Source organism: Nisaea nitritireducens (assembly GCF_014904795.1).
GTDB lineage: Bacteria > Pseudomonadota > Alphaproteobacteria > Thalassobaculales > Thalassobaculaceae > Nisaea > Nisaea nitritireducens.
On the sequence record NZ_JACZFS010000024.1, the window covers coordinates 88439 to 110978 of the forward strand.

The window sequence follows — 22540 nt, forward strand, 5'->3', positions numbered from 1 at the left end:
TCAGCGCATACCAACCCTGATGTTTCTCGATTACTCGCCCAACAGTAGATCGCTTAATTGAGGTTTGTACCGCACAGCGGAACGAACCCCGGGCCCATTGCCCTCTCACCCCCCTTAGGAGGAAGCGATGACGAGTTTTCATTATGTTGGACTGACGAACATGGCCGCGATTGGCCTTTTCACGCTGGTTCTCTCCGTCATCGGTTGAAGAGCCCGGGTTGGAGATTTCCCCTCCCGTAAAAACGGGCTCCGGTTTTCGGAGCCCGTTTTTGTTTGTCCGGGATCAACTTTGCAGCTTCGCGCCCTTGGTGATTCTTCTCAGTCAGCCAAGGGCTACGCTCAGCATCCCTTGAAGACCGGCTTGCGCTTGTTCAGGAAGGCATCGAGGCCCTCGCGGCCGTCCTCGGTCTGGGCCAGTTCGGCAATGGTCCGGGTCTCATCTTCCATCTGAGCTTCCACCGACTGCTGAAAACTGGAAGCCAGCAAGCGCTTCACGCCGCCATAGGCCCGCGTCGGACCGGAGGCGAATTTGGCCGCCAGCTTGTTGGTCTCCGCAGCCAGGTCATCATCCTCAATCACGCGCGTGACGATGCCCCAGTCCTGCGCCTCTTCCGCGCTCAACGGCCGGTTCGTCAGCATCAGTTCCTGCGCCCGGCGCATGCCGACGATACGCGGCAGGAAATAAGTGGAGCTGCCGTCTGGCGACAGGCCGGCCGCCGTGTAGGCCATCTTGAACTGCGCCGATTTCGCCGCCAATACGATGTCGCCGATCAGGGCCGTACTGAAGCCGGCACCGGCCGCCATGCCCTGCACCGAAACGATGACCGGCGAGTTCATCCTGTACAGGCGGGAGATAGCCGCGTGGAAATAGGCCGTTGTCTCTTTCAGGCAGGCGCCGATCCGGTCGCTTTGGGACTCGAAATATTTCAGGTCGCCGCCAAAGCCAAAGACCGAACCGCTGGCATCCAGAATGACGGCGCGGACGTCGGGATCCTCGCTGGCATTGATCGATGCTTCCAGCAACTCATGCGCCAGCGCAAGGTTCACGGCATGGCCAGCCTCCGGCCGGTTCAACGTGATCCGCGCGACACCGTCCACCGCCGAATAGAGAATGGTCTCATAGGCCATTTTACGTCTCCCTCTTGCCCCTGAATTCTACGCACCCTGCGGCGCCAATGGCACCGTTGCTTCCGCCAGCCAGACGGCCGTTTCCGGATCGAGATCCGGGCTCAATGTCTCCCGTACCCGCGCATGATAAGCATCGAGCCACGCGACCTCACCACTGTCGAGCAGGGAAAGATCGATCAGAGCCCGGTCAATCGGCGCCAGCGTAAGCGTCTCGAAGCCAAGCATCGGCCGTTCCGCGCCCGGCACGTCTCGCGGCTCCACGGCAACAAGATTCTCGATCCGGATACCGAACGCTCCTGCCCGGTAATAACCGGGCTCGTTGGAAATGATCATGCCGGGTTTCAGCTCAGCCCCGCCGCCGGACTTGGATATTCGCTGCGGCCCCTCATGCACGCCGAGATAGGCGCCGACGCCATGCCCCGTGCCGTGATCGTAATCGAGCCCCGCTTCCCAGAGCGGCCGCCGGGCCAGCGCGTCGAGCTGACCGCCGGTGGTGCCTTGCGGGAAGATCGCGCGAGACAGCGCGATCATGCCTTTCAGCACCAGCGTGAAGCAGCGCTGCTCCTCCTCGCCGATAATCCCGGTCGAAAGGGTGCGGGTGATATCCGTGGTGCCGTCGAGATATTGCGCGCCGGAATCGACCAGATAGATCTCGCCCGGCTCCAGGTTCCTGTTGCTCTCCTCGGTCACCCGGTAATGCACAATGGCGCCGTTCGGTCCGGCGCCGGAGATCGTATCGAAGCTCGGCCCCCGGAACATCTCATGCTCCGCCCGGAAGCCATGCAGCCGCTCCACCAGCGTCATCTCGTCCAGCCCGCCCTGATGCGCCCGGCTGGAAAACCAGCAAAGGAAACGGGCATAGGCAAGCGCGTCGCGGTAATGCGCGGCCCGTACGCCGATCATCTCGATATCGTTCTTCGCCGCCTTCGCCGCGACGATCGGATCTTCCTGGAGATCGAGTTTGCCTTCGGCCTTACGAACCCTCTCCATCGCCCAGACTGGTGCGCTCGCAGGATCGATCCGGACTGTCAGCCCGTCGCCGGAAATCCGGTCGAGCGCGTCGCCGAGTTCCCCTTGCGGGCGCACGGTCACGGCATTGCCGAGATGCTCCAGAATGTCGGGGCCGAGTTTTTTGCCGTCAATAAAGAGCTCAAGCGTCCCGTCCGCAGACAGGATCGCGAAACACAGGCAGAGCGGTGTGTTTCCGACATCGTTGCCGCGCACATTCAACAGCCAGGCGATGGATTCCGCCGAGGTGATCAGCAGGGCATCGGCCCCGGCTTCCGTCAGCGTCCCGGCGATTTCCGTCCGCTTCTCCTCGGAGCGTTTTCCGGCATAGGCAACCGGATGCGACAGCATCGGCTCCGCCGGTTCCTGCGGCCGGTCGGCCCAGACGGCATCCAGCGGATTGGCGTCGAGCAGAACAAGCTCCCCACCGGCCTTATCGACTGCCTTGCGCAACCGCTCCACCTGCTGGTCGGTGTGCAGCCAAGGATCGATGCCGAACCGCTGGCCGTTGCCCAGCTCTTCCCCGATCCAGTCCGCCGCGGTTTTGTCTGCAATGTTGAAACGCTGATAAAGGGCGCCATCGACCTGGTTTTCGATCTGCAGGCTGTAACGGCCGTCCGTGAAGACCGCGGCCTTGTCCCGCAACACCACGGCCGTACCGGCGGAGCCGTTGAAGCCGGTCAGCCAGGCCACCCGCTCGGCGGAGGTCGGAAGGTATTCGCTCTGATGTGCGTCGGCCCGGGGTACGATCATCCCGTCGACCCCCGCCTCCGCCAAAGCCCCCCTGAACGCGTCAAGCCGTTCCGCTGCCGTGCCCGTTGCGGACATATCCCTGCTCCCTGCCTTGCCTGTATCCGGATGCCGGGCACCAGATTAGGCACCACACGTGGCGGGAACAAGAAAAGCAGACAATCGCTTCAGATTAGTTTTGTTAACAGACAGTTAAGCACGACGCATGGCAAAAGTCACAACGCATGCACAAAATGCATGACTGCGCTGCAAACACATCGCTCCTCGCATGTCAAGGATCGATCTATATTCCGATCATCAGAACAAAACACCCGTACAAACATCCCTCTGGGACGCCAACGATGAACTACTACAAACTCAGCAGCAGCCTCGAAGACCTGAAAATTCAGGAAGCGGGTCCCTTTGTCGCCCGGGTCACGGATCCCGGCGACACAGTGCTCCGCCGTCATAGCCTGTACAGCGCCGAGATGCATATCCGGGCTGAGTGGAATCGTTACATCGGCACCCTGATCGCCAAAGGAGCCAAGTCCATGTTCAAGAACATCATCAACCGTCTGCGCATTTCCCGGACCATGTTCGAGCTGAACAATCTCGACGACCGGATGCTGGCCGATATCGGCCTGACCCGCAGCGAAATCACCTCGGTTGCCCGCCGTATCGCCAACGTCTCGACCCAGCCGGTCGCAGCACGGACGATCATCACACCGGCCGCAACCATGACCGAAATTCCTGCTGGCTTCGTTACCGAAGCCGCCAACACCGACGAGCAGCGGGAAGCCGCCTAATTCCCCCCCGAGGCGACTTTTCCAGCGCTCGAAAGTCGGCGGTTCCGAATATTCCTCCCGTTCGGAACCGCCGCCCCTAACCTCAAGTGCGTTCCTGCCGGTGCAGTCCCTAGACTGCGCCGGTTTTCTTTTTCAGCATCAGCGTCATCCAGTCGCCAAACCGCCACTTCCCGGCCAGCACCAGCCCCTGCTGACGGTGCGCCGAAAGCACGGCCGCGGTCTGGTGATAAAGCAGCCCCGACAGCACAGCGGTCCCGCCAGGCTTCAATGCCCGATTGAGCGACGGCGCCATCTTGCAGAGGGGCCGCGCCAGAATGTTGGAAAGGATCAGCTCATAATCCCCGGCCGGGCGATCCTTGAGAACCGCATAACCGTTTCCGGACCGAGCGGCGACCCGCTTTCCGACGCCGTTCGCCAAGGCATTTTCCAGCGTCGTTTCCACCGACACAGGATCGATATCGACCGCCATGATCCGGGCTGCCGGCCAGATCTTTGCCGCCGCCATGCTGAGAATCCCTGACCCGCAGCCCATATCAAGCACTTTTGCCGGTGTCATCCGTCGGGACAGTCTGTCAATCGCCCGCAAACACCCCTCGGTCGTACCGTGCGAGCCGGAACCGAAAGCCTGTGCCGCATCAACCTCGATATTCAGGGTTCCCACCGGCGCCTTGCCACGCAAATGCGAGCCATGGACCAGGAACCGGCCGAACTGCATCGCCGGGAAAGATTCCCGGTTGAGACGCAGCCAGTCAGTATCCGGCAGCAATCCGATCTCGACCTCCGGCAGATCGTGTCCACCCAAAGTCGCGGCGATGGACAATGCGCCGACAATCTCGCTCCGAACCGGCTCTTCGGTCGAAACGCCCTTCAGGATCCAGACCTTGCCTTCTTCCTGCTCGAAGACCGAAATGGCCTCGACAAAGGGCTCAAGCGCATCGGACAGCGGCAACGCGGCCTCGGCGGAGGTTTCCAGGGAAACTTGCCAAATTGGCTTCATCATTGGCTCACTAACTGGGTTTACTCACAAAACTTGCGACGAGCTTCTTGCTGCCCGCCTTGTCGAACGAAATCTGAAGCTTGTCGCCATCGACGGACGACACGGTGCCCATACCGAACTTCTGGTGAAACACCCGCTCGCCAACTGCGAAGGGCGGCGGCTTGCTGCGATCCACGACATAGCCCTTGCCTTCCAGCAGGGGTGCCTTGGCCCGGCTTTCACCACCGCGCCGGCCATATCCGGGACCGCGCCCGCCCTGGGCCGAGCCATAACCGAAGCTGCTCCCGCCCCAATCGTCTGCATCGCCGGAAGAACTTCCGAACCCGCCATAGCGCGAGCCCTGAAACCCGGTCTCGCTGCTAACCTCGACCTGATCGGGCGGTAATTCATCGACAAAACGGGACGGGATCGAGCTCTGCCACATGCCATGCACCCGGCGGTTGGCGGCGAAGCTGATATGGATCTGCTTGCGCGCCCGGGTCAGGCCGACATAGGCAAGCCTGCGCTCCTCCTCGAGACCAGCCGCGCCGCTCTCATCGAGCGCCCGCTGGTTCGGAAACATGCCGTCCTCCCAGCCGGGCAGGAAAACCTGGTCGAATTCCAGTCCCTTGGCGGCATGCAGGGTCATGATGCTGACCTGATCCTGATCCGTGCTCTGGGCGTTTTCCATGACCAGACTGATATGCTCGAGGAAGCCCGCGAGGTTCTCAAACTCCTCCATGGCGCCGCAAAGTTCCTTCAGGTTCTCCAAGCGGCCCGGAGCTTCCGGCGTCTTGTCCCTTTGCCACATCTCGGTGTAGCCGGATTCATCCAGGATGATGCGGGCAAGATCGCTGTGATCCTCGACATCGATCAGGGAACGCCAGCGCTCGAAATTGCCGATCACATCGGCCAGCTTGCGCTTGGCCGCAGGCTTCAGCTCGTCCGTCTCGATGATCCGGGACGCCGCCCTGAAGAGCGACATGCCCTCGTTCCGGGCCAGATGATGCACCACCTGCATGGTGGCATCGCCGATCCCGCGCTTCGGTTTGTTGACGATGCGCTCGAAGGCGAGATCGTCGTCCCGCTGGTTGACCACCCGGAGATAGGCCAGCGCATCCCGGATCTCCATCCGCTCATAGAAGCGCGCCCCGCCGATCACCCGGTAGGGCAAGCCGATAGTCAGGAACCGCTCCTCGAACTCGCGGGTCTGGAAACCGGCCCGGACCAGCACCGCCATCTGGGCGAGCTTCACGCCCTTCCGCTGCAGCGCCTCCATCTCATCGCCGACATGACGCGCTTCGGATTCCCCGTCCCAGAGACCACGCACATCCAGCTTTTCGCCTTCCGCGCCTTCGGTCCAGAGCGTCTTGCCAAGCCGTCCCTCATTGTTCGCGATCAGCGCGGAAGCCGCGGCCAGAATGCGTGAGGTCGAGCGATAGTTCTGCTCCAGCCGGATCGTTGCCGCGCCCGGAAAATCCTTCTCGAATTTCAGGATGTTTCCGACTTCGGCACCGCGCCAACCATAGATCGACTGATCGTCATCTCCGACGCAACAGATGTTCCGGCTTTTCTGCGCCAGCAACCGGAGCCAGAGATATTGAGCGACGTTTGTGTCCTGATATTCGTCCACCAGAATGTAGGTAAACTGATCGTGATATTTCGTGAGCACATCGGGATGGCTCTGAAACAGGTCGACGCAAAGCAACAGCAGATCGCCGAAATCGACCGCGTTGAGGATCTTCAGGCGCTCCTGATATTGCCGGTAGATTTGCACCAACCGGCCACCCGCCGCATCGCCAGCGTCGTCGCGCCCGACCTTGTCCGGGGTCAAGGCGCGATCCTTCCAGCGCTGGATGACACCCATCATGGCGCGCGCCGGCCACTTCTTGTCGTCGATGTTTTCGGCTTGAAGAATTTGCTTCAGCAGGCGTTGCTGATCGTCCGAATCAAGGATCGTGAAATCCGGCCGCAATCCCGCGAGTTCCGCATGACGCCTCAGAATTTTGGCTCCGAGCGCATGGAAAGTACCAAGCCAGACCTGCTCTGCCATCGGCCCGATCATGCCGCCTACACGCTCGCGCATTTCCCGCGCGGCCTTGTTTGTGAAGGTCACCGCCAACACATTCCAGGGTCGGGCACGGCCGGTCGCGATCAGATGCGCGAGACGAGTTGTCAAAACCCGCGTCTTGCCGGTCCCGGCTCCCGCGAGGACGAGCAACGGTCCGTCAAGAGTGCGAACAGCCTCGGCCTGCCGCTCGTTCAGGCCGTTAAGATAGGGCGCGTCGGCATCCGGTCCCGCGGGCGGGGTTTCGGGCTCTTCGTCGAAAAACAGGTCAGACATACGGTGCAGCAGGAAAAATTTCGGGTATGATGAAGTCCATAGGCCTTTAACAAAATTTTAGTGAATCCGGATCTATCTTAGCACCAACAGCCCGACGGGCTCCGAAGATTTGGATGAACGCCTATGTAAGAACGGGCTCGGTCTATTGCCATAAGTGCTTCTGGCGCTACCCTTACCACAATAGATCCTGACTCGCTTAACTACTGGCTAACGGATCCGTTGTCGCACCTTTCAAGAGCCGGTCCCAAATGGTCGCGACAAACGGTAGACGGGGTGTCAATCCCCTGCTTGTCCCCAACGAGCAGACGGAGGCACCCCGTCGCCCTTTTCAGCCTATATATCCGCCGGGCTTGGCCTGGTCGCCATGCTCCTCGTCGCGGAGCTTTTCCAGCTCGTGGTTATAGGCACGCATCACATCCGCTTCTTCAAGCCAGCCGGTCAGAACAGGCGTGTCGCGCCCGCTGACAACCGGGAGGACACCGTCGCCAACCCCGGCAAAACTGTCGATCACCGGCCCCACACTTTCGGACGCACGTAAAACCGGACGGGATTTGTCGAGATACCGGTCGATGTCGAATCCGGCCCCATCGTCGGCGGCAAAAGCATCGGAGCCGAGCGCTGCCAGTGTCAAGACACCGGCCAGCCGGCCATCCCCGTCCGTTACGAAGACAACACCGCCATTCGCCTTCAGCAACGCCGCCCGCACGTCCCCGAGCCCGGCATCGCGCCGGACCGTTGTCGCGCCTTCATGCATCAGGTCAGACACCGTCATTCCGCCCAGCACCTCGACATCGTGACCGCCACGAACCATCACGCCACGCGCCTCAAGTTGACTGTGAAAGAAAGACGGGCCGTGCAGCGTGCGTGTCAGCAGGGACGCGATCACGACCGCCACCATCACGGCGATCGTCAGACGATAGTCACCGGTCAGCTCCACGATGATCAGCATGGTCGAGATCGGCGCCCCGAGCACCGCGCCGGATACAGCTCCCATACCGACCAGCGTATAGGCGCCGTGGCCCGACGAGAGGTGCGGATAGGGAATCGTGGCCACAACGCCGAAGGCCCCTCCGACCATCGCACCGATGAAAAGACTCGGGCTGAAGATCCCTCCGCCAAAGCCAAAGCCGAGTGAAATCGCGGTTGCCAGCATCTTCAGGAGAGCCAGCGCAATCAGCGTTCCCAGTACATACTGTTCGTTCAGGGCGTTATCCATCGCCTCGTAGCCGACCCCCAGAATCTCCGGAAAAAAAATCGCCAGAGCGCCGACGGCGAGTCCGCCGAAGACCGGCCGTATCCAGCCCGGCAAACGGGTGCGATTGGCCAGGGACTGCATGGCCGGCACCAGCCGCATGAAGATTATCGCCGCCCCCGCCGCGACGACCCCCAGGAGCGCAAAGGCGCCGAACTCGAAGAAAGAAGCGATCTCGTGCGGCGGCACGACAAAAGCCGGAACGTCTCCGAAATAGGTCCGCGAGACAATCGTACCGGCGACAGAGGCAATGACGATCGGGGCGAAAGCAGTCAGCGCGTAGTGACCAATGACCACTTCAAGAGCGAAGAACACACCGGCGACGGGTGCGTTGAAGGATGCCGCAACGGCTGCCGCGACACCGCAGCCGAGCAATGTGCGCGATTGGGACCGGGCCAGCCTGAATCGGCGCCCGATGTAACTGGCGATGGTGGCGCCCAGATGCACCGCGGGCCCCTCACGGCCAACGGATGCGCCGGCACCGATGGAGGCGGCGCTGACCAGAGCGGCGCCAAGGCCGGCCCGGCCGGACATCCGGCCGGCCCTGAGGGCATTCGCCTCGATCACATCGGCCACGCCCTGGGGCCGCCCTCCCGGCATCAGGAACCGGATATAAAGGCCGATCAACAGACCGCCCAGAGCCGGCGCCAACAACAGATGCCACCAGGCGAGCCCCATGACACCGGAGGCGATTCGCTCATGGTCGAAACCGTAAAAGCCTGTCTGGATCAACCCGATCAGTTCGCGAAACAGCACCGCGGCAAAGGCGGCGGCGATGCCGACTGCGACCGCAAGCGCGGAAAGCAAAACCTGGTCGTTGCGGATGCCCGCCGACGCCCGCCCCCGTAATGTCTGCAACCAGGCGCTCAGGCGCTCACCGGCCATTCCCTACGACCTCCTGATCGCGATTGTGCGACCGGCAGCAGCAGGTCTCGGCAGCGCGTCATGATCCCGCTTCAGATTTTGCAGGCGCTCCAACGCCGCTGCGGGAAAAGGCGCCGAGCGCCGGGTTTTCAAATCGACATGCATGATCATCAACTCATTGGTCGCGGCGAGATAGTGATCCACCGCATGATACATCCGGTGGAAAACATGCATACGTTTTGCATCATGGTCGAGAATTTGCGTGGTGAAACGGAGCCCATCGCCGGACACTACCTCGCGGTCGTAAGTCACATGCGCCTCCAGCACGAAGACCGAGGCATCGCGCTCATGGCGGTAGGATGCGCCAAGCCCCAGATGGTCCAACAGAGCGTCGGTTGCCTTGTCGAAGGCAACGACATAGTAGCCGACATTCATGTGACCGTTATAGTCGACCCAGTCTGACTGGACCGTCAGTTCGCCGGAAGCGAAACACTTATTCGAATCAACCTGTTCCATAAGCCGGACATTAGCGGCAATTGTTTTGTCCCGCCACGGTACACAAACGGAAGTTCAAGGTGAGGCTCTTACAGTATCTAGGACGGCGTGCCGCGCTGGTGATGGCGCTCGGAGTCTTTATCGGCCTTGCCCTGCCCGATTTGGCAGCCGTGGCAAAGCCCCTGCTATCGCCAACCGTCCTGATCATGCTCACCGTCGCCATGACCAGGACCGATGCCTCTTCACTCGGTCGGACCAGCCGCCGGGCCGGAACCCACCTGATTGCATTGATCTGGCTGCTCGTCGTTACACCATGCCTGATGTATGCCGCTCTGGTCTTTCTCAATGTACCGCCGGAGCTGGCCACCCCAATGCTGATCTGGAGCGGCAGCCCGCCGCTGGTGACAGTCCCGGTCATCGCTCTGATCATCGGGCTGGACTCGGCAGCCGCCCTGTTCCTGATGGTGGTCTCGACCTTCGTCTTCCCGTTCATCCTGCCCGGACTGCTGTTCTGGCTGATCGGCATCGAGGTCGAACTGAGTGCCGGTGCCTTGACCCTGAAACTGGCACTGATGATCGCCGGTTGTGCCCTTGTCGCGACCATCGTCCGGCGCAAACTCGGCCCCGAGACCCTGCGGGAGAAAGCCGCGCTTTTGGATGGTATCGCGGTTGTCCTGATGCTGGTTTTCGCCGTCTCGGTCATGGACGGCGTACGCGACTGGCTAGCCACCGATCCGGCAACTGTATTGCTCTATGTCGGTGCGGCCTTTGCCGGCAGTCTGGGCCTGCAATTGGCCGGCGGATGGGCGTTTTTCTGGACCGATCGTCAGAATCAACTCTCTGTTGCCTTGTCTTCCGGAAACCGCAACATGGCACTGTTCATGGCAGCGGCAGGCTCGGCGCTCGGGCCGGAGGCCTTCCTGTTTTTTGCCGTCGCCCAATTCCCGATCTATATACTTCCGGTGATGCTTAGGCCGGTCTACCGGAAACTGTCTGCGCAGAAGACTTGATCGGCTGCTGGACGCCCACTAAATAATCTCGTGATATTAACTAATTAACGTCAATTTTGAATTACACTGCCGATAGGTTCGGCAACGCCTTCCAAGGCAAAAAAGGAGAACGCCTTTGCGTTCTGCGATCACACGGGCAAAGCGCAGGGGCCGGCTCGGTCTCTGGCAAAGGCGGCTGACGATTATCGCGCTGACCGTCACCGGGGTGTTCGCGAGTTACTTTTTCACCCTCGGAAGAGCCGAGAACTATCAACACCTGGTTGGCGCTACGATCAGCGTTTTCGGTATCTGCGCCCTGATCGCGGATTGGGTGGTGTCCCGCGACATCAAACGCGGCGGCGGTGTCCAGGCTATGCGCTCGGGCGGCACGCTCAGTACCGGCCCCGGCGCCATGGCCGGACGTCTCTGGGCCCAGGGCGAAGGGTTCCGGCTGCATGGTCTCAACACAGAAGCCCGCGAAAACTTCCATGAAGCCGAGAGCCTGTTCAAGGAGGCCAAGGACACAGAAGGCGTGATCGAGTGCATCATCAGCCTCGGAAAGCTCGAACGTGCCCGCGGCCAGGCGGACGATGCCTCCAAGAAATTCGAGGCCGCCTACAATACGGCGAGCGAGGCCAAGAACCGGACTGGAATGGCCAATGCCCTGCTGCAACAGGGCTACCTGCTGATTAACAAGAAAAGTTCCGATGGCGCGCGGCAAGCCTTCGAAGAAGCCAGCAAGCTCTATATCGAGGAGAACAGCCGGTTCGGTGAGGCGAACGCCGCACTCGGGTCCGCGGAAGCCTCCATGCAACTGACCAAGCTGGATGAAGCCGCCGCCACATTCGAGCATGCTCACTTTCTGTTCAGCCAGGTCGGGGACCGCAACGGCGAAGCGCATGCGCTCTATTGCCGGGCCGAAATCGACCGGCAGAAACGGCTGTCGGCAGATGCCCAGAACCGCTTCGAGCGCGCCCTCACCCTCTATCGCCGGACCGGCGACTTTCTCGGCGAGGCGGCCGTTCGTCTGGCCATGACAGACATCCTGCGCCGGCTCGGACGGACCCAGAACGCGCAGGCCTCCGCTCTGGAAGCCGCGGACCGGTTCCGCGATGCGGCCCGGCGGGTCGGCAACAGTCCGATGCTGGCCGGACGCGGAGACATCCGGCGCGCCCCGATCCGATTTGAAATCGCCCGCGCCCACGGCGGCATTGTTCGCACCATGCTCGCCGAGTCGAAGGATGACAGCCTGGAAGCCCGGCTGCTCATCGGGCTTGGCGAAATGGAGCGTATGGGCGGCCGGCTTGAAGACGCCCGAATGAACTTCGATCGGGCGATCCAGCTCTCGAAAAGCTCCGACAAGCTGGCGATCCTGGCTGACGCCCTGAAAGGCAAGGGCCGCGTCGAAATGCAGAAAGGTAACTCGCGCGCTGCCCGCGAGGTGATGAAGGAAGCGCAGAACCATTACAAGAATGCCGGCGGCGCTCGCGACGCCGCGCAAACCTTGATGGATATGGGCCAGATCGACCTTTTGGTGGAAAATCCGGACCGGGCCCGGGTGACATTCGCACAGGCACGAACCATGTATCGTGGGCTCAATGAAATCGGACTCGAGGGCGCGGCCCTGAGAGCGATAGGAGATCTCGAATCACAACTTGGACGATTGCCTCAGGCGCAGCAGGCTTACGCGGAGGGCCGCGGATTGTTCCAGCAGGCCGCCGATCATATCAGCGAAGCCGATTCTCTTTTAATGATCGGCCTTCTGTCCATCAACGTAGACAATGCGACCGCCGCCGCCTTCACGATTCAGGCGGGACGCCTTTACAAGGCAGTCGGTACGGTCGAATGGTATCGGCGCGCTTTTTCCCTGGCGCGCCGGATCAAATAACACAGCACAAAACACGACTTGGGAACGCGATATTTTTGCAACATCATCGCGGTAAGAAATCGAGGATAAATTGCGGGGCCTTGGCCTTGCGGAAACCTCTGTGGTACCAGCTTATCCTTCAGATCGAGGGTATCCGGTCGGTGGAATGCAGTTTGCAAAAGACAGACGCAACACACCAGTCCAACGGCGGCTAATCGCTGAAATGCGCAGGTAACGGGTTGAGATTATGAATTTTCTGTCTCGAATTCACTGGGCCGCCGGTGTTCTTTTCGTGCTTGTCGCGCTGGCGGGGTGTGCGACCCAATCGGAAGAAACCACCGCCGGCCCGCAGATTTACGACCCTATTGAACCAGTCAACCGCATGTTCTTCGCAGTGAACGAAACGGTCGATACGTTCATGCTGCAGCCTACCGCCTTCGTCTACAAGACCGCTCTGCCCGACCCGATGCAGGAGATGGTCCGCAACTTCCTGCGCTGGCTGCGCTCCCCTGTGGTGATCGCCAACAGCCTGCTGCAGGGCGACACGGATAACGCCGGCAACGCGACCGAGCAGTTCTTTGTGAACGGTATCACCGTCGGCCTGATCGATTGGGGCCATGGCCAGGACTGGGGCTACCGCGATGAAGATTTCGGCCAGACCCTCGGCCTTCACGGCGTCGATGGCGGCCCGTATCTCGTGCTTCCTCTCCTCGGCCCCTCGAACGGCCGAGATCTGGTCGGCCGCGTTGTTGACATCTTCTTCGACCCGCTGACCTATATCGTCAGCGGCCCGGGCGCCCAGAACGCGATCACCATAGGCCGCAATGGCACTGAAGCCGTCGATTTCCGTGCCCGCAATTTCGATCAGATCAACGAACTCAAGGCTTCCTCGCTCGATTACTACGCCCGCCTGCGCTCCATCTACCTGCAGCGCCGGGACGCGGTAATCCGGAATGGAGAGCCTGACCCCGAACCGCTCACAGCTGATGGCAGCAAGGAATTCGAGGACTTCACTCCGTCCGACCGGCCGAATTCCGTCACCGGCGAGCTTCCCACCAAATCCAATTGAGTCAGGCAAACACGATGAACTCCTTCCATCGCTCGATTTTCCTGCTTTTCCTCTGTATCGCGTTGCCGCTGGCGCCGGTTCATGCCGACGAAAAAGGGGCCGCTGCGGAGAAATTTGTGGCTAACCTCGGTGAATCGGCACTTGCGCTGGTGACCGACAAGGCGGTCGTCGGCGAGGCGCGCCGCGAGAAGTTCCGCATGCTGCTGAACGAGCATTTCGATCTTAACTGGATCGGTCAGTTCGTGCTTGGCCGCAACTGGCGCCGGGCCAGCCCGGAGCAGCGGGAGGTCTACCTGAAGCTCTTCGAGGAGAGCATCGTCTTCACCTACACGAACCAGTTCGACAGTTATTCGGGACAGATGTTCGAGGTCACCGGCAGCGGCGAGAATGGTCGCTATACCGTGGTAAAGAGCAAGATCGTCGATCCCGCAAGCGCGCAAGGAAATGTGCTTATCGACTGGCGATTGATCGAGGATGACGGCAAATTCTGGATCGTCGATGTGGTGATCGAGGGTATCAGCATGGGCATCACCCAGCGCAACGAATATTCCTCCGTGATCGAGAGCAATGGCGGCAAGATCGATCCGCTGCTGGCGCGCATGGAAGAGATCCTCGAAGGGCTGCGCAAGCGCACCTAATCCTTCGAGCATTCCACTCATAAAAAAACGCCGGCTTCGAAGCCGTCGTTTTTCGTTACAGCATATAGGCTATCAGGCGCGGGCGATCGGCTTGTACTTGATCCGGTGCGGTTCCACCGCGTCGGCGCCGAGACGGGCCTTCTTGTCTTCCTCATAGGCCTGGTAGTTGCCCTCGAACCACTCGACATGGCTGTCGCCCTCGAAGGCGAGGATGTGGGTCGCGATCCGGTCGAGGAACCAGCGATCATGGGTGATGACCACGGCGCAGCCGGCGAATTCGAGCAGAGCCTCTTCCAGCGCCCGGAGCGTGTCGACGTCAAGATCGTTCGTCGGCTCATCGAGCATCAGCAGGTTGGCGCCGGATTTCAGCATCTTCGCCAGATGCACCCGGTTGCGCTCACCACCCGACAGCTGGCCGACCTTCTTCTGCTGGTCGGAGCCACGGAAGTTGAACAGGCCGCAATAGGCCCGGCTCTGCATCTTGCGCTTGCCGAGATCGATCTCGTCCAGCCCGTCGGAGATTTCCTCCCAGACGGTCTTCGTGCCGTCGAGGGAATCGCGGGACTGGTCGATATAGCCGAGAACCACCGTGTCGCCGACCGTGAAGGTACCGCTGTCCGGGGTTTCCTGGCCGGTGATCATCCGGAACAGCGTGGTCTTACCGGCGCCGTTCGGGCCGATCACGCCGACAATGCCGCCCGGAGGCAGCTTGAAGGAGAGATCGTCGATCAGCAGCCGATCGCCGAAGCCCTTGTTCAGATGATCGGCCTCGATCACCTGACCGCCGAGACGCGGCCCGGCCGGGATGACGATCTGCGCCGTGTCGTTGCTCTTCTCCTGGCTCTGCGCCAGCAGTTCCTCATAAGCGTTGAGACGGGCCTTGCTCTTGGCCTGACGGGCACGCGGCGACTGCCGCACCCATTCCAGCTCCTGATTGAGGGAGCGCTGGCGGGCATCTTCTGTCCGGCCTTCCTGCTCCATCCGCTTCTGCTTCTGTTCCAGCCAGCCGGTATAGTTCCCTTCGTAGGGAATGCCCTTGCCGCGATCGAGTTCCAGGATCCAGCCCGCGACTTCGTCGAGGAAGTAGCGATCATGGGTCACGGTCACGACGGTGCCCGGGAAATCGTGCAGGAAGCGCTGCAACCAGGCGACTGACTCGGCGTCAAGGTGGTTGGTCGGCTCATCGAGCAGCAGCATGTCCGGGGAGGAGAGCAGCAGCTTGCAGAGCGCCACCCGGCGGCGTTCACCACCCGACAGCTTGGTCACGTCCGCATCGCCCGGCGGCAGCCGCAGCGCGTCCATGGCGATCTCGACCTTGCGGTCCAGGTCCCAGGCGTCGGCAGCGTCGATCTTCTCCTGCAGCTCGCCCTGCTCGGCCAGCAGATCGTTCATCTGATCGTCGGTCATTTCCTCGCCGAACTTGGCGCTGACCTCGTTGAACCGGTCGAGCAACTCTTTCGTCTCGCCCATGCCTTCCATGACGTTGCCATGGACGTCCTTGTCGCCATTCAGATCCGGCTCCTGCGCGAGGTAGCCGACCTTGATACCGTCGGCGGCCCAGGCTTCACCCTGAAACTCCGTATCGACGCCGGCCATGATCTTCAGCAGCGTCGATTTACCGGCGCCGTTCGCGCCGAGCACGCCTATCTTGGCGCCGGGCAGGAAGGACAGGTGAATGTTCTTCAGAACCTCGCGCCCGCCGGGCCAGGTCTTGCTCAGACCTTTCATCACGTAGATGTACTGGTACGCAGCCAAGGCGACGCTCCTATGAAGTATGAGAATGAGGGCGCATTTGTAGCCAAGTGCGAGCACGGCGGCAACTGGCGGGTTACAGCGGGTTGCATGACAGCCTGAACGGGGCCGATTATGGCGCTCTGCACGAACGGGTTTGGCCCAGGAAACCGGACTGTTCCCGTCCCGGCTGCGTTCGTCATCCCGACGCAGGTCGGGATCCATGGAAAACGCGTGCTGCCCCACGATCATCTGGGTCCCGGCTCTCCGGCCGGAATGACGATGAGAAACACGACGCCCTCCCCCCAAACACCGTTATTCCCGCGCACGCGGGGACCCAGAGATGACGCACACCGCCCTATGATCGGTGGATCCCGACCTGCGTCGGGATGACGGCGATTGGGGCGCCACCACACAGCCACCGCTTGCACCGCCCCGCGCCACACGCAAGGATATCAATGGGGAGGACCAGCATGGCATCTGACGCGAAACAGGCGGAAGTAGAACAGGCGGCGAAGGACGCGACCGTCCGGGCGGCGGCCAATGCATGGCGCAGCCGTCCAAAAGACCTCCCCGCCCATGCCCGTGCCGCGCTTTGGGAAGCCATGTGGGAAGCCTACGATTTTTCTTGGAACGGCCTTGCCGACGCCGGTTGGGAACGGGGCGACAAGGCCAACGAAGGTCAGAGACTAAAGCGCTGGCGCGCGCCGGTGGGTGTCCCTGGCACCGGCCCGGTCCATGGCCACAGTTCGGCTGCCTGGAAAGAGGCGACGCTGCAGGATTACTGGCGCTGGTCTATCGGGATCGGACAAATCTCCCCCGGCGCGCCTATGCTATCCGACTTTGCCCTCCACAATGCCGGTCTGTTAGTTGAGGACAGTACCGGAACCCTCTGGCACATCCTGCACCTGCGTTCCGATGCCACCCATGACAAAGATGCCACACAGCCCCGCTTGCAGCGGACGACGCAGGACGGGAGCGCCGAATACCGGGAGAGCGAGGGCGGCTCGCCGTCCCGGAACCCGCATGCTCTAGTCACGGGCCAGATCACGGCCCGCCTTGTGGCGGCGGCGGACGATCCGGCAGGCGGTCCTGATACACGCCTGCGTCTCAACGGGGCCCGCATGCCCGGCTTGGGAGAAACACTCCGGCAGGCCTCCGCCAAAGACACCGAACCCAACCCGATACGCTTGACCGCAATCGCCGCCGCCTTCGACCATGTCGATCTGAGCGGCGCCAGCTTCGCGAGCACAGCCCGGTTCGACGTCGCCCGCTTTGCGGGCACAGCCCTGTTCGGCGACGCCAGCTTCACGGGCGAGGTCTGGTTCGACGGCGCCAGCTTCACGGGCGAGGCCTGGTTCGGCGGCGCCAGCTTCACGGGCGAGGCCTGGTTCGGCGGCGCCAGCTTCGCGGGCAAAGCCTGGTTTGGCGGCGCCAGCTTCGAAAACGAGGCCAATTTCAACAATACCCATTTCATGGGTGAAGCTTGGTTCAGTGGTGCCCATTTCGAGGGCAGGGCTAGTTTTATCGGCGCCCATTTTGAGGACTTAGTCAGGTTTGGCCTCGCTCACTTTGCGAGCACAGCTAGATTCACAAGAGTAATCTTCGACGCCAAGGACGGAGCCGGGCCGATCCGTTTTCAAACTGCGATTTTCGAGAAACTTGCCGACTTTTCAGGCGCCCAGCTTCCGAACCAACCGGAGAGGATACAGGGCGCCTTCAAAACCGCGCGCTTTCTCGAAGAAGCGCGGTTCGAAATCCCACAGCTCACCGCTTTCGCCGCGTTTGACGGCACCGTCTTCAAAGGCAAGTTGCTGCTGGCGGCCGCCAGGACCGAGGCGGAGGAACAGGCGCGCTTTGCGTCTGTCCTGTGCGCCACCGGGGTAGCGGTCAGGACGGATTTAGAGACCACATCCGCCAAGGGTTACGATCCCATCAAAGACCACAACAAACTGGAACGCGGCGCGAATGCGCGTTTTTCCGCTCTGGAGCGCGGGCTTCGGGAACTGAAGAGGGCGATGGCCGAGGAAAAGGATCACGGCCAGGAGCACCGGTTCTTTCGGTTCGAGCTTCAGGCGAAACGGCACCGACCCTCCATCCCGCTCTGGGAGAAGATCGCGTCCTGGTCCTATGGAGTGCTGTCGGACTATGGCAACTCCATCGGCCGGCCACTGTCAGCGCTGGTACTATCCGTGCTCGCTTTCTGGGTGATTTACTGGATCTGGGGCGCCAGCCTCGACCAGAGCTTCCACGGGTTGGAGAAAGAGCGCAGCGCGCTGGAATTCTCGATCCGCAATGTCATGCAGCCGTTCGGGCCGTGGACCGCGACGGTGAAATCGACGCTGTTCCAGTTGGAGATCGTGAAAATCGTCACCTGCGGCGGCCCGCCAGCGGAAGCATGTACGCCCACCGGGCCGGGTTGGTTATCGTTCCGCCTGCTCGCCACTCTGCAATCGGTGTTATCCCTGTTGCTCGCCTTCCTCTTCGCCCTCGCGCTGCGGAAGAAATTCCAGATCAGTTAGAGGCGCACGGTGCGGTGTGGTCCGCCCCCACTCCCCTACTCGTTCGTCATCCCGACCTGCTTCGGGATGACGAACGAGTAGGGGCGGCAAAACGACGGAGGAGCGGGATGACGATGGAGGGGTGTGTTAGGGAGCTGCCACGCGGCCTCATCTACCGGCTGACAGCCCCCGCGACCATCGGCTGGATGATATCGACCGTCGTCAGATGCGCGCGCAGGGTCCGGCGTTCGTGGCGGTCCAGGATCGCCGGGTCGATTTTTGACGAGGGCTCGATCCCGGCTTCGATATCGGCCAGTTGCTGGCGCAGGATTGTGGCCATGAAAACCTCCAGCGCCTCCGTCACGGCCACGGCGTCTCCGGCGGAGATCAGTTTCCGCTCTCTCAGTTTCCGGAATCTCTCGAAAGTCGAAGTCGCCTCGATCCCGTGCCGCAGGGCGAGCACCCGGGCGGCGGAGACCAGCGGCAGGAGCCCGCCCAGTTTCAGATCCACCCGGCCATCCTGAAGCTGGAACCCACAGGTAAGGCCGAACCAGTCCCAGCAGAGCGGCGGGCGGAAGGCGCCGATATGCTGGACCAGATTGCCGAGGAACACGACCTCTTGTCTCGCTGCCGCGATGGCATCGCGGCGGAGCGCGGCCGCAAGTCCCGCCTCGCCCAGAACGGGCGCGAAGTCGAAGAAGATATCGACATTCATCAGATTCTCGCCCCGGCCGCGCCCGATCCACTCTCCGACCCGCTGGCGCCAGTCTTCCGGTGTGCCGCGCCAGAGCGGGTTGGAGGCCATCACCCCACCGTTGCAATAGGGAATTCCAGCCGCATCCAAAATGTCCGTCAGACGCGTGCCCCACTCCGCGAACCAGGCATCGTGCTCCGGGGTGCCGTCGAAGATCACCGCATTGTCCTGATCCGGCGCCAGCAGGCTCTCCCCGCGGCCGCCACTGCCCAGCACAAGCAGGGTGAAAGGCACAGGAGGCGGGCCGAGACCGGACCGCTCCATCGATTCAAGCGCCAGCACACCGGCGCGCTCTGTCGAGTCCCGCATCGCGGCACTGATGGCCCCCGCCACCGTCGCCGCGCCCGACCCGTCCTGCAACAGCGCACTGGCGAGGGCAGGCAAGCGGGCGCGGGCCGCCGCGATGGCGGCACTGTCCGGCGCGGACTCGATGGCATCGCCGAGAGCAAAAGCCGCTGTGTTCCGGGTCTTCAGGATGGTCCGGAGCGAGACGACACCGATGATCTTTCCGTCCGGATCGGTGACCGCCAGGTGCCGAATACCAAGCCGTTCCATCCGGCCGAGCGCCTTGTAGACCAGCGCGTCCGCAGGCAATGACACGACCGGGAATGACATGACATTGCGCACCGAACTGCCGCCGTCCTCGCCCATGGCGATCCGGCGCATGATGTCGCGCTCAGTCAGAATGCCGACATGCGTACCGTCCCCATCGCGCACCAGGATCGAGCCGACATTTCGCGACGCCATGGCCGCCGCGGCCTGGGCGAGCGTGGCCCCCACGTCGATATCCAGCGGCTCCCAGGTGAGCACATCGCTCAATCGGTGCCGGTAGGGGTAACTGTCGAATGCCGGGCTCGCGTCCATCTGCACTCCTATTCCCGGCCCCAGGGAGGCGGTTTCGCAGTCTGACGGGCGGAGTCGAAATCCACAACGGAATGCTCCCGCAGAGACGGCAGCATGGCATTGAAAAGCTCGGCGGTGACAATCGCATCGCCAAGCGCCGTATGTCGTCCGAAGACGCTGAGGCCCAGAGCCTCCGCCGCGCTGTCGAGCCCGATCCGCTGATCGGGCGCAATCAGCCGGAACAATGCCATGGTGTCGAGAGCGGGCAGATCGAGCTCCGGCAGATCGTGCCGCCGGGCCTCCGCCGACAGCACCGCGAGGTCGAAGCCGATCTGGTGACCGATGATAACGCATCCATCGACGAAATCGGCCAGCGCCTGCCAAAGTTCCGGCAAGGGTGGCGCATCAGCGACCAACTCGTCCGAGATGCCGTGGACGCTGAAGGAACGTTCCGGGATCGGGATGCCCGGCCGGACCAGAAGATCGAGGCCGGCGGCGGTGAAAACATGACCGTCCTGCACCCGCACCGCCCCGATGGAAACGATCCTGTCATGCGCTGCGTCCAGCCCCGTCGTCTCCAGGTCGAGGCTGACGAGCGGCAGCGCGCCGAGCGGTGTGCCCGGCAGGCAGGGCTGCGGCCGTGGCGGGAGCGCCACCGCACCAAGACCGAGATCCATCGCGGTCTGTTCCGGCTCCACCTCTCCCGCCGGTGCCATGAAGGAAATCACGCCGCCGTCCGCCATGGCCGCGACCTGTGCCTCCACCGGCGCGCCTTCCGTGTCCGAGAGACTGAACTCAACAGGCTGTCTGATCTGACGTGCCCGTGCCAATGCCGTCTCCAGCCGCCCGTGATCGACAAGTGTGAAGATGCTGTGGCCAGGCCCGGTACCATAGTCGCCGAGACGGCGCCGGGCCGCTGCATTCGAAAGCGATACGAGGCCCGCCCCCGTGAACACGATCACCGCACTCGGGATACCTGCGAGCACGCCCGCGATCCAGGCCCCTTCGGCGCCATGCCGCTCCCGCCGGATGAACGCCCGTTCGATGGTCTGGGATAATCCTGCGATTTCCCCCGGACCGCCGGTGAATTGCCGCCAACGGGCGGGGAGCCGACCGGTGGTGGCGGCGAGGTCGAGATCCTCCTTCATCCGGTCGAGGTCGCCGATATGGGCAGCAATGATGCCATAGACGGCATAGGCCAGAATGCTCGCCAGACCCGCCCCGACCGCCGGAAGGATCAACGCGGACCAGTCCGTCCCGCCGTCCGGCATCCATATCCTGATCGCAATGAGGCAGACCATTGCAACGAGCACGACAGGAATAGCAGTGAGCAAAAGTGCATGCGTCCGCCGGGTACGATAGCGCATTATAATGGCGCGCCTCAGCGGCGAATCCTCCTGGATTGGGCCCCCAGCCATCTACCGCTAATCGCCCGTAGCTGCGGCAGTGGCGGAGGCAGTGGCGGCGGCAGGCCTGAAATCCCGCAACACGGCCTCTGCCTGCAACAACGTACCCGCCCGCTCCCGGACATCCTTCCACTTGAAGCGGATGGAATTGCGCACGATCCCCTCGTCCAGCACCTTCAACTCGTCCGAAATCGGCGCCCAGTGAACCAACGCATCGGCGCTTCCCGTAAAAGCCATGTCCGCATTCGGCGCTTCCGACCGGGCAGAAAGCAGCCGGGTTTCCGCGCGTTTCACCTCGTCGTCCCAGTCGGGGCCCGCCCCTTCCGGCTCCGGGTAATCGGACAGCGCTCCCCGGAACAGGGCAAGCGCCAACCGCGCCTCGGTCTCCCCGTCCGCGTCCTCGCACACGGACGCCGCAACATAGCCGGCGAGATCGGCAGTACAGGCAAGAAAAACCTGCCACTTCGCAATGTTCAGAGACTGGACAAACAGGTCTTCGTCAAACAGAGCTGTGTATCGGGTGCCCGCCCGGGTTCGTATATAGCCATAAAGTGTTGTCTGGGCGACAAAAGCAGCCCTTGTACTGACGAACTTAGCCGCCGATTCGACTGTATCCAGCGGATTTTCGTTCCACCGTGTGGTGAACGGCATGAAGAGCCGCGCCTTGCGCCAAAAACCGCCTAAAAGACCATGAAACATAACAATTTTCCGAGTTTCATCGAGTTCCCGTTTCGCCTATGAGTTTCATAAATCTGTAGCTGAAACCCTTAATCCATTATAGACTAAGGTCATTGCGCGTAGAGCGCGATACACAAAATCGCCACACTACAAAAGGCGATGGGCAAGAAAGGGGGGTGAGTCATGGCTACAGCCGACTCCAATCACGAAGCCCACTGGCAGCGCACCAAAGGGCTGACTATTACAGTACTCGCTATCTGGTTTATCTTTGCTTTCGTCGTGCATTGGTTTGCACCGCAACTCAATGAATTCTCCATTCTCGGGTTCCCGCTCGGCTTCTACATGGCCGGACAGGGTTCCCTGTTTGCGTTCGTCGTCATCATCTTCTGGTTCGCAAGAGCCCAGAACAGGATCGACGAGGAATTCGGCGTTGCCGAAGACGCAGACGATGACGAGTAGAGG

General features: G+C 61.8%; 17 protein-coding genes. 7 read left to right on the forward strand and 10 right to left on the reverse strand.

Annotated elements, in window-relative coordinates; all coding sequences use genetic code 11:
• Nucleotides 1-339: 339 nt before the first annotated feature.
• The gene (locus IG629_RS09300; RefSeq protein WP_193171677.1) at nucleotides 340-1128 is read right to left on the reverse strand and encodes an enoyl-CoA hydratase/isomerase family protein; all 789 of its coding nucleotides are present in this window, start codon (nucleotides 1126-1128) and stop codon (nucleotides 340-342) included.
• Nucleotides 1129-1155: 27 nt separating this feature from the next.
• A complete protein-coding gene (locus tag IG629_RS09305; protein WP_193171678.1) occupies nucleotides 1156-2964 on the reverse strand; it encodes an aminopeptidase P family protein in 1809 nt (602 codons plus the stop codon).
• Between the two features lie 263 nt (nucleotides 2965-3227).
• Here IG629_RS09305 and IG629_RS22610 point away from each other — a divergent pair, with 263 nt between their 5' ends.
• A complete protein-coding gene (locus tag IG629_RS22610; protein WP_226886573.1) occupies nucleotides 3228-3671 on the forward strand; it encodes a DUF1127 domain-containing protein in 444 nt (147 codons plus the stop codon).
• A gap of 109 nt (nucleotides 3672-3780) precedes the next feature.
• On the opposite strand, the gene IG629_RS09315 is transcribed toward IG629_RS22610, so the two are convergent.
• From IG629_RS09315 to IG629_RS09330, 4 genes are all read right to left on the reverse strand, one after another.
• Nucleotides 3781-4671: a 50S ribosomal protein L11 methyltransferase gene (locus tag IG629_RS09315; protein ID WP_193171679.1), complete on the reverse strand. Its 891-nt coding sequence runs from the start codon at nucleotides 4669-4671 to the stop codon at nucleotides 3781-3783.
• 7 nt (nucleotides 4672-4678) lie between these two features.
• Nucleotides 4679-6991 (reverse strand): ATP-dependent helicase, encoded by a 2313-nt coding sequence (locus tag IG629_RS09320; RefSeq protein ID WP_193171680.1) that lies wholly within the window; start codon nucleotides 6989-6991, stop codon nucleotides 4679-4681.
• 328 nt (nucleotides 6992-7319) lie between these two features.
• Nucleotides 7320-9128: a chloride channel protein gene (locus tag IG629_RS09325; RefSeq protein WP_193171681.1), complete on the reverse strand. Its 1809-nt coding sequence runs from the start codon at nucleotides 9126-9128 to the stop codon at nucleotides 7320-7322.
• 3 nt (nucleotides 9129-9131) lie between these two features.
• Nucleotides 9132-9623: a thioesterase family protein gene (locus IG629_RS09330; protein ID WP_193171682.1), complete on the reverse strand. Its 492-nt coding sequence runs from the start codon at nucleotides 9621-9623 to the stop codon at nucleotides 9132-9134.
• A gap of 59 nt (nucleotides 9624-9682) precedes the next feature.
• On the opposite strand from IG629_RS09330, the gene IG629_RS09335 reads away from it, so the two are divergent.
• From IG629_RS09335 to IG629_RS09350, 4 genes are all read left to right on the forward strand, one after another.
• The gene (locus IG629_RS09335) at nucleotides 9683-10612 is read left to right on the forward strand and encodes a hypothetical protein (protein WP_193171683.1); all 930 of its coding nucleotides are present in this window, start codon (nucleotides 9683-9685) and stop codon (nucleotides 10610-10612) included.
• Nucleotides 10613-10727: 115 nt separating this feature from the next.
• The gene (locus IG629_RS09340) at nucleotides 10728-12479 is read left to right on the forward strand and encodes a hypothetical protein (protein WP_193171684.1); all 1752 of its coding nucleotides are present in this window, start codon (nucleotides 10728-10730) and stop codon (nucleotides 12477-12479) included.
• A gap of 226 nt (nucleotides 12480-12705) precedes the next feature.
• Nucleotides 12706-13527, forward strand: a complete 822-nt coding sequence (locus IG629_RS09345) for an MlaA family lipoprotein (RefSeq protein WP_193171685.1) — start codon at nucleotides 12706-12708, stop codon at nucleotides 13525-13527.
• Between the two features lie 14 nt (nucleotides 13528-13541).
• Nucleotides 13542-14165, forward strand: a complete 624-nt coding sequence (locus IG629_RS09350; protein ID WP_193171686.1) for an MlaC/ttg2D family ABC transporter substrate-binding protein — start codon at nucleotides 13542-13544, stop codon at nucleotides 14163-14165.
• 72 nt (nucleotides 14166-14237) lie between these two features.
• On the opposite strand, the gene ettA is transcribed toward IG629_RS09350, so the two are convergent.
• A complete protein-coding gene (ettA, locus tag IG629_RS09355; protein WP_193171687.1) occupies nucleotides 14238-15920 on the reverse strand; it encodes an energy-dependent translational throttle protein EttA in 1683 nt (560 codons plus the stop codon).
• A 449-nt stretch (nucleotides 15921-16369) separates the two neighbouring features.
• On the opposite strand from ettA, the gene IG629_RS09360 reads away from it, so the two are divergent.
• Nucleotides 16370-18418, forward strand: a complete 2049-nt coding sequence (locus IG629_RS09360) for a pentapeptide repeat-containing protein (protein WP_193171688.1) — start codon at nucleotides 16370-16372, stop codon at nucleotides 18416-18418.
• A gap of 151 nt (nucleotides 18419-18569) precedes the next feature.
• Here the strand turns inward: IG629_RS09360 and IG629_RS09365 are convergent, their stop codons facing one another.
• From IG629_RS09365 to IG629_RS09375, 3 genes are read right to left on the reverse strand one after another with little or no spacing between them, the layout of a single operon-like run.
• A complete protein-coding gene (locus tag IG629_RS09365; RefSeq protein WP_193171689.1) occupies nucleotides 18570-20015 on the reverse strand; it encodes a DUF294 nucleotidyltransferase-like domain-containing protein in 1446 nt (481 codons plus the stop codon).
• Between the two features lie 8 nt (nucleotides 20016-20023).
• A complete protein-coding gene (locus IG629_RS09370; RefSeq protein WP_193171690.1) occupies nucleotides 20024-21361 on the reverse strand; it encodes a 3'-5' exonuclease in 1338 nt (445 codons plus the stop codon).
• Nucleotides 21362-21418: 57 nt separating this feature from the next.
• Nucleotides 21419-22099 (reverse strand): esterase, encoded by a 681-nt coding sequence (locus tag IG629_RS09375; RefSeq protein ID WP_193171691.1) that lies wholly within the window; start codon nucleotides 22097-22099, stop codon nucleotides 21419-21421.
• A 162-nt stretch (nucleotides 22100-22261) separates the two neighbouring features.
• Between IG629_RS09375 and IG629_RS09380 the strand changes: the two genes are divergently transcribed.
• Nucleotides 22262-22537, forward strand: a complete 276-nt coding sequence (locus IG629_RS09380; RefSeq protein ID WP_193171692.1) for a DUF4212 domain-containing protein — start codon at nucleotides 22262-22264, stop codon at nucleotides 22535-22537.
• The last annotated feature ends 3 nt before the right edge of the window (nucleotides 22538-22540 follow it).

What these genes read in the sequence shown, in the direction of transcription:
- IG629_RS09370 (WP_193171690.1), bottom strand. Translation starts at nt 21,361, where the DNA reads ATGCGCTATCGTACCCGGCGGACGCATGCACTTTTGCTCACTGCTATT.
- IG629_RS09300 (WP_193171677.1), bottom strand. Translation starts at nt 1,128, where the DNA reads ATGGCCTATGAGACCATTCTCTATTCGGCGGTGGACGGTGTCGCGCGG.
- IG629_RS09320 (WP_193171680.1), bottom strand. Translation starts at nt 6,991, where the DNA reads ATGTCTGACCTGTTTTTCGACGAAGAGCCCGAAACCCCGCCCGCGGGA.
- IG629_RS09365 (WP_193171689.1), bottom strand. Translation starts at nt 20,015, where the DNA reads ATGGACGCGAGCCCGGCATTCGACAGTTACCCCTACCGGCACCGATTG.
- IG629_RS09350 (WP_193171686.1), top strand. Translation starts at nt 13,542, where the DNA reads ATGAACTCCTTCCATCGCTCGATTTTCCTGCTTTTCCTCTGTATCGCG.
- IG629_RS22610 (WP_226886573.1), top strand. Translation starts at nt 3,228, where the DNA reads ATGAACTACTACAAACTCAGCAGCAGCCTCGAAGACCTGAAAATTCAG.
- IG629_RS09330 (WP_193171682.1), bottom strand. Translation starts at nt 9,623, where the DNA reads ATGGAACAGGTTGATTCGAATAAGTGTTTCGCTTCCGGCGAACTGACG.
- IG629_RS09345 (WP_193171685.1), top strand. Translation starts at nt 12,706, where the DNA reads ATGAATTTTCTGTCTCGAATTCACTGGGCCGCCGGTGTTCTTTTCGTG.
- IG629_RS09305 (WP_193171678.1), bottom strand. Translation starts at nt 2,964, where the DNA reads ATGTCCGCAACGGGCACGGCAGCGGAACGGCTTGACGCGTTCAGGGGG.
- IG629_RS09325 (WP_193171681.1), bottom strand. Translation starts at nt 9,128, where the DNA reads ATGGCCGGTGAGCGCCTGAGCGCCTGGTTGCAGACATTACGGGGGCGG.
- IG629_RS09375 (WP_193171691.1), bottom strand. Translation starts at nt 22,099, where the DNA reads ATGTTTCATGGTCTTTTAGGCGGTTTTTGGCGCAAGGCGCGGCTCTTC.
- IG629_RS09315 (WP_193171679.1), bottom strand. Translation starts at nt 4,671, where the DNA reads ATGATGAAGCCAATTTGGCAAGTTTCCCTGGAAACCTCCGCCGAGGCC.
- IG629_RS09360 (WP_193171688.1), top strand. Translation starts at nt 16,370, where the DNA reads ATGGCATCTGACGCGAAACAGGCGGAAGTAGAACAGGCGGCGAAGGAC.
- IG629_RS09380 (WP_193171692.1), top strand. Translation starts at nt 22,262, where the DNA reads ATGGCTACAGCCGACTCCAATCACGAAGCCCACTGGCAGCGCACCAAA.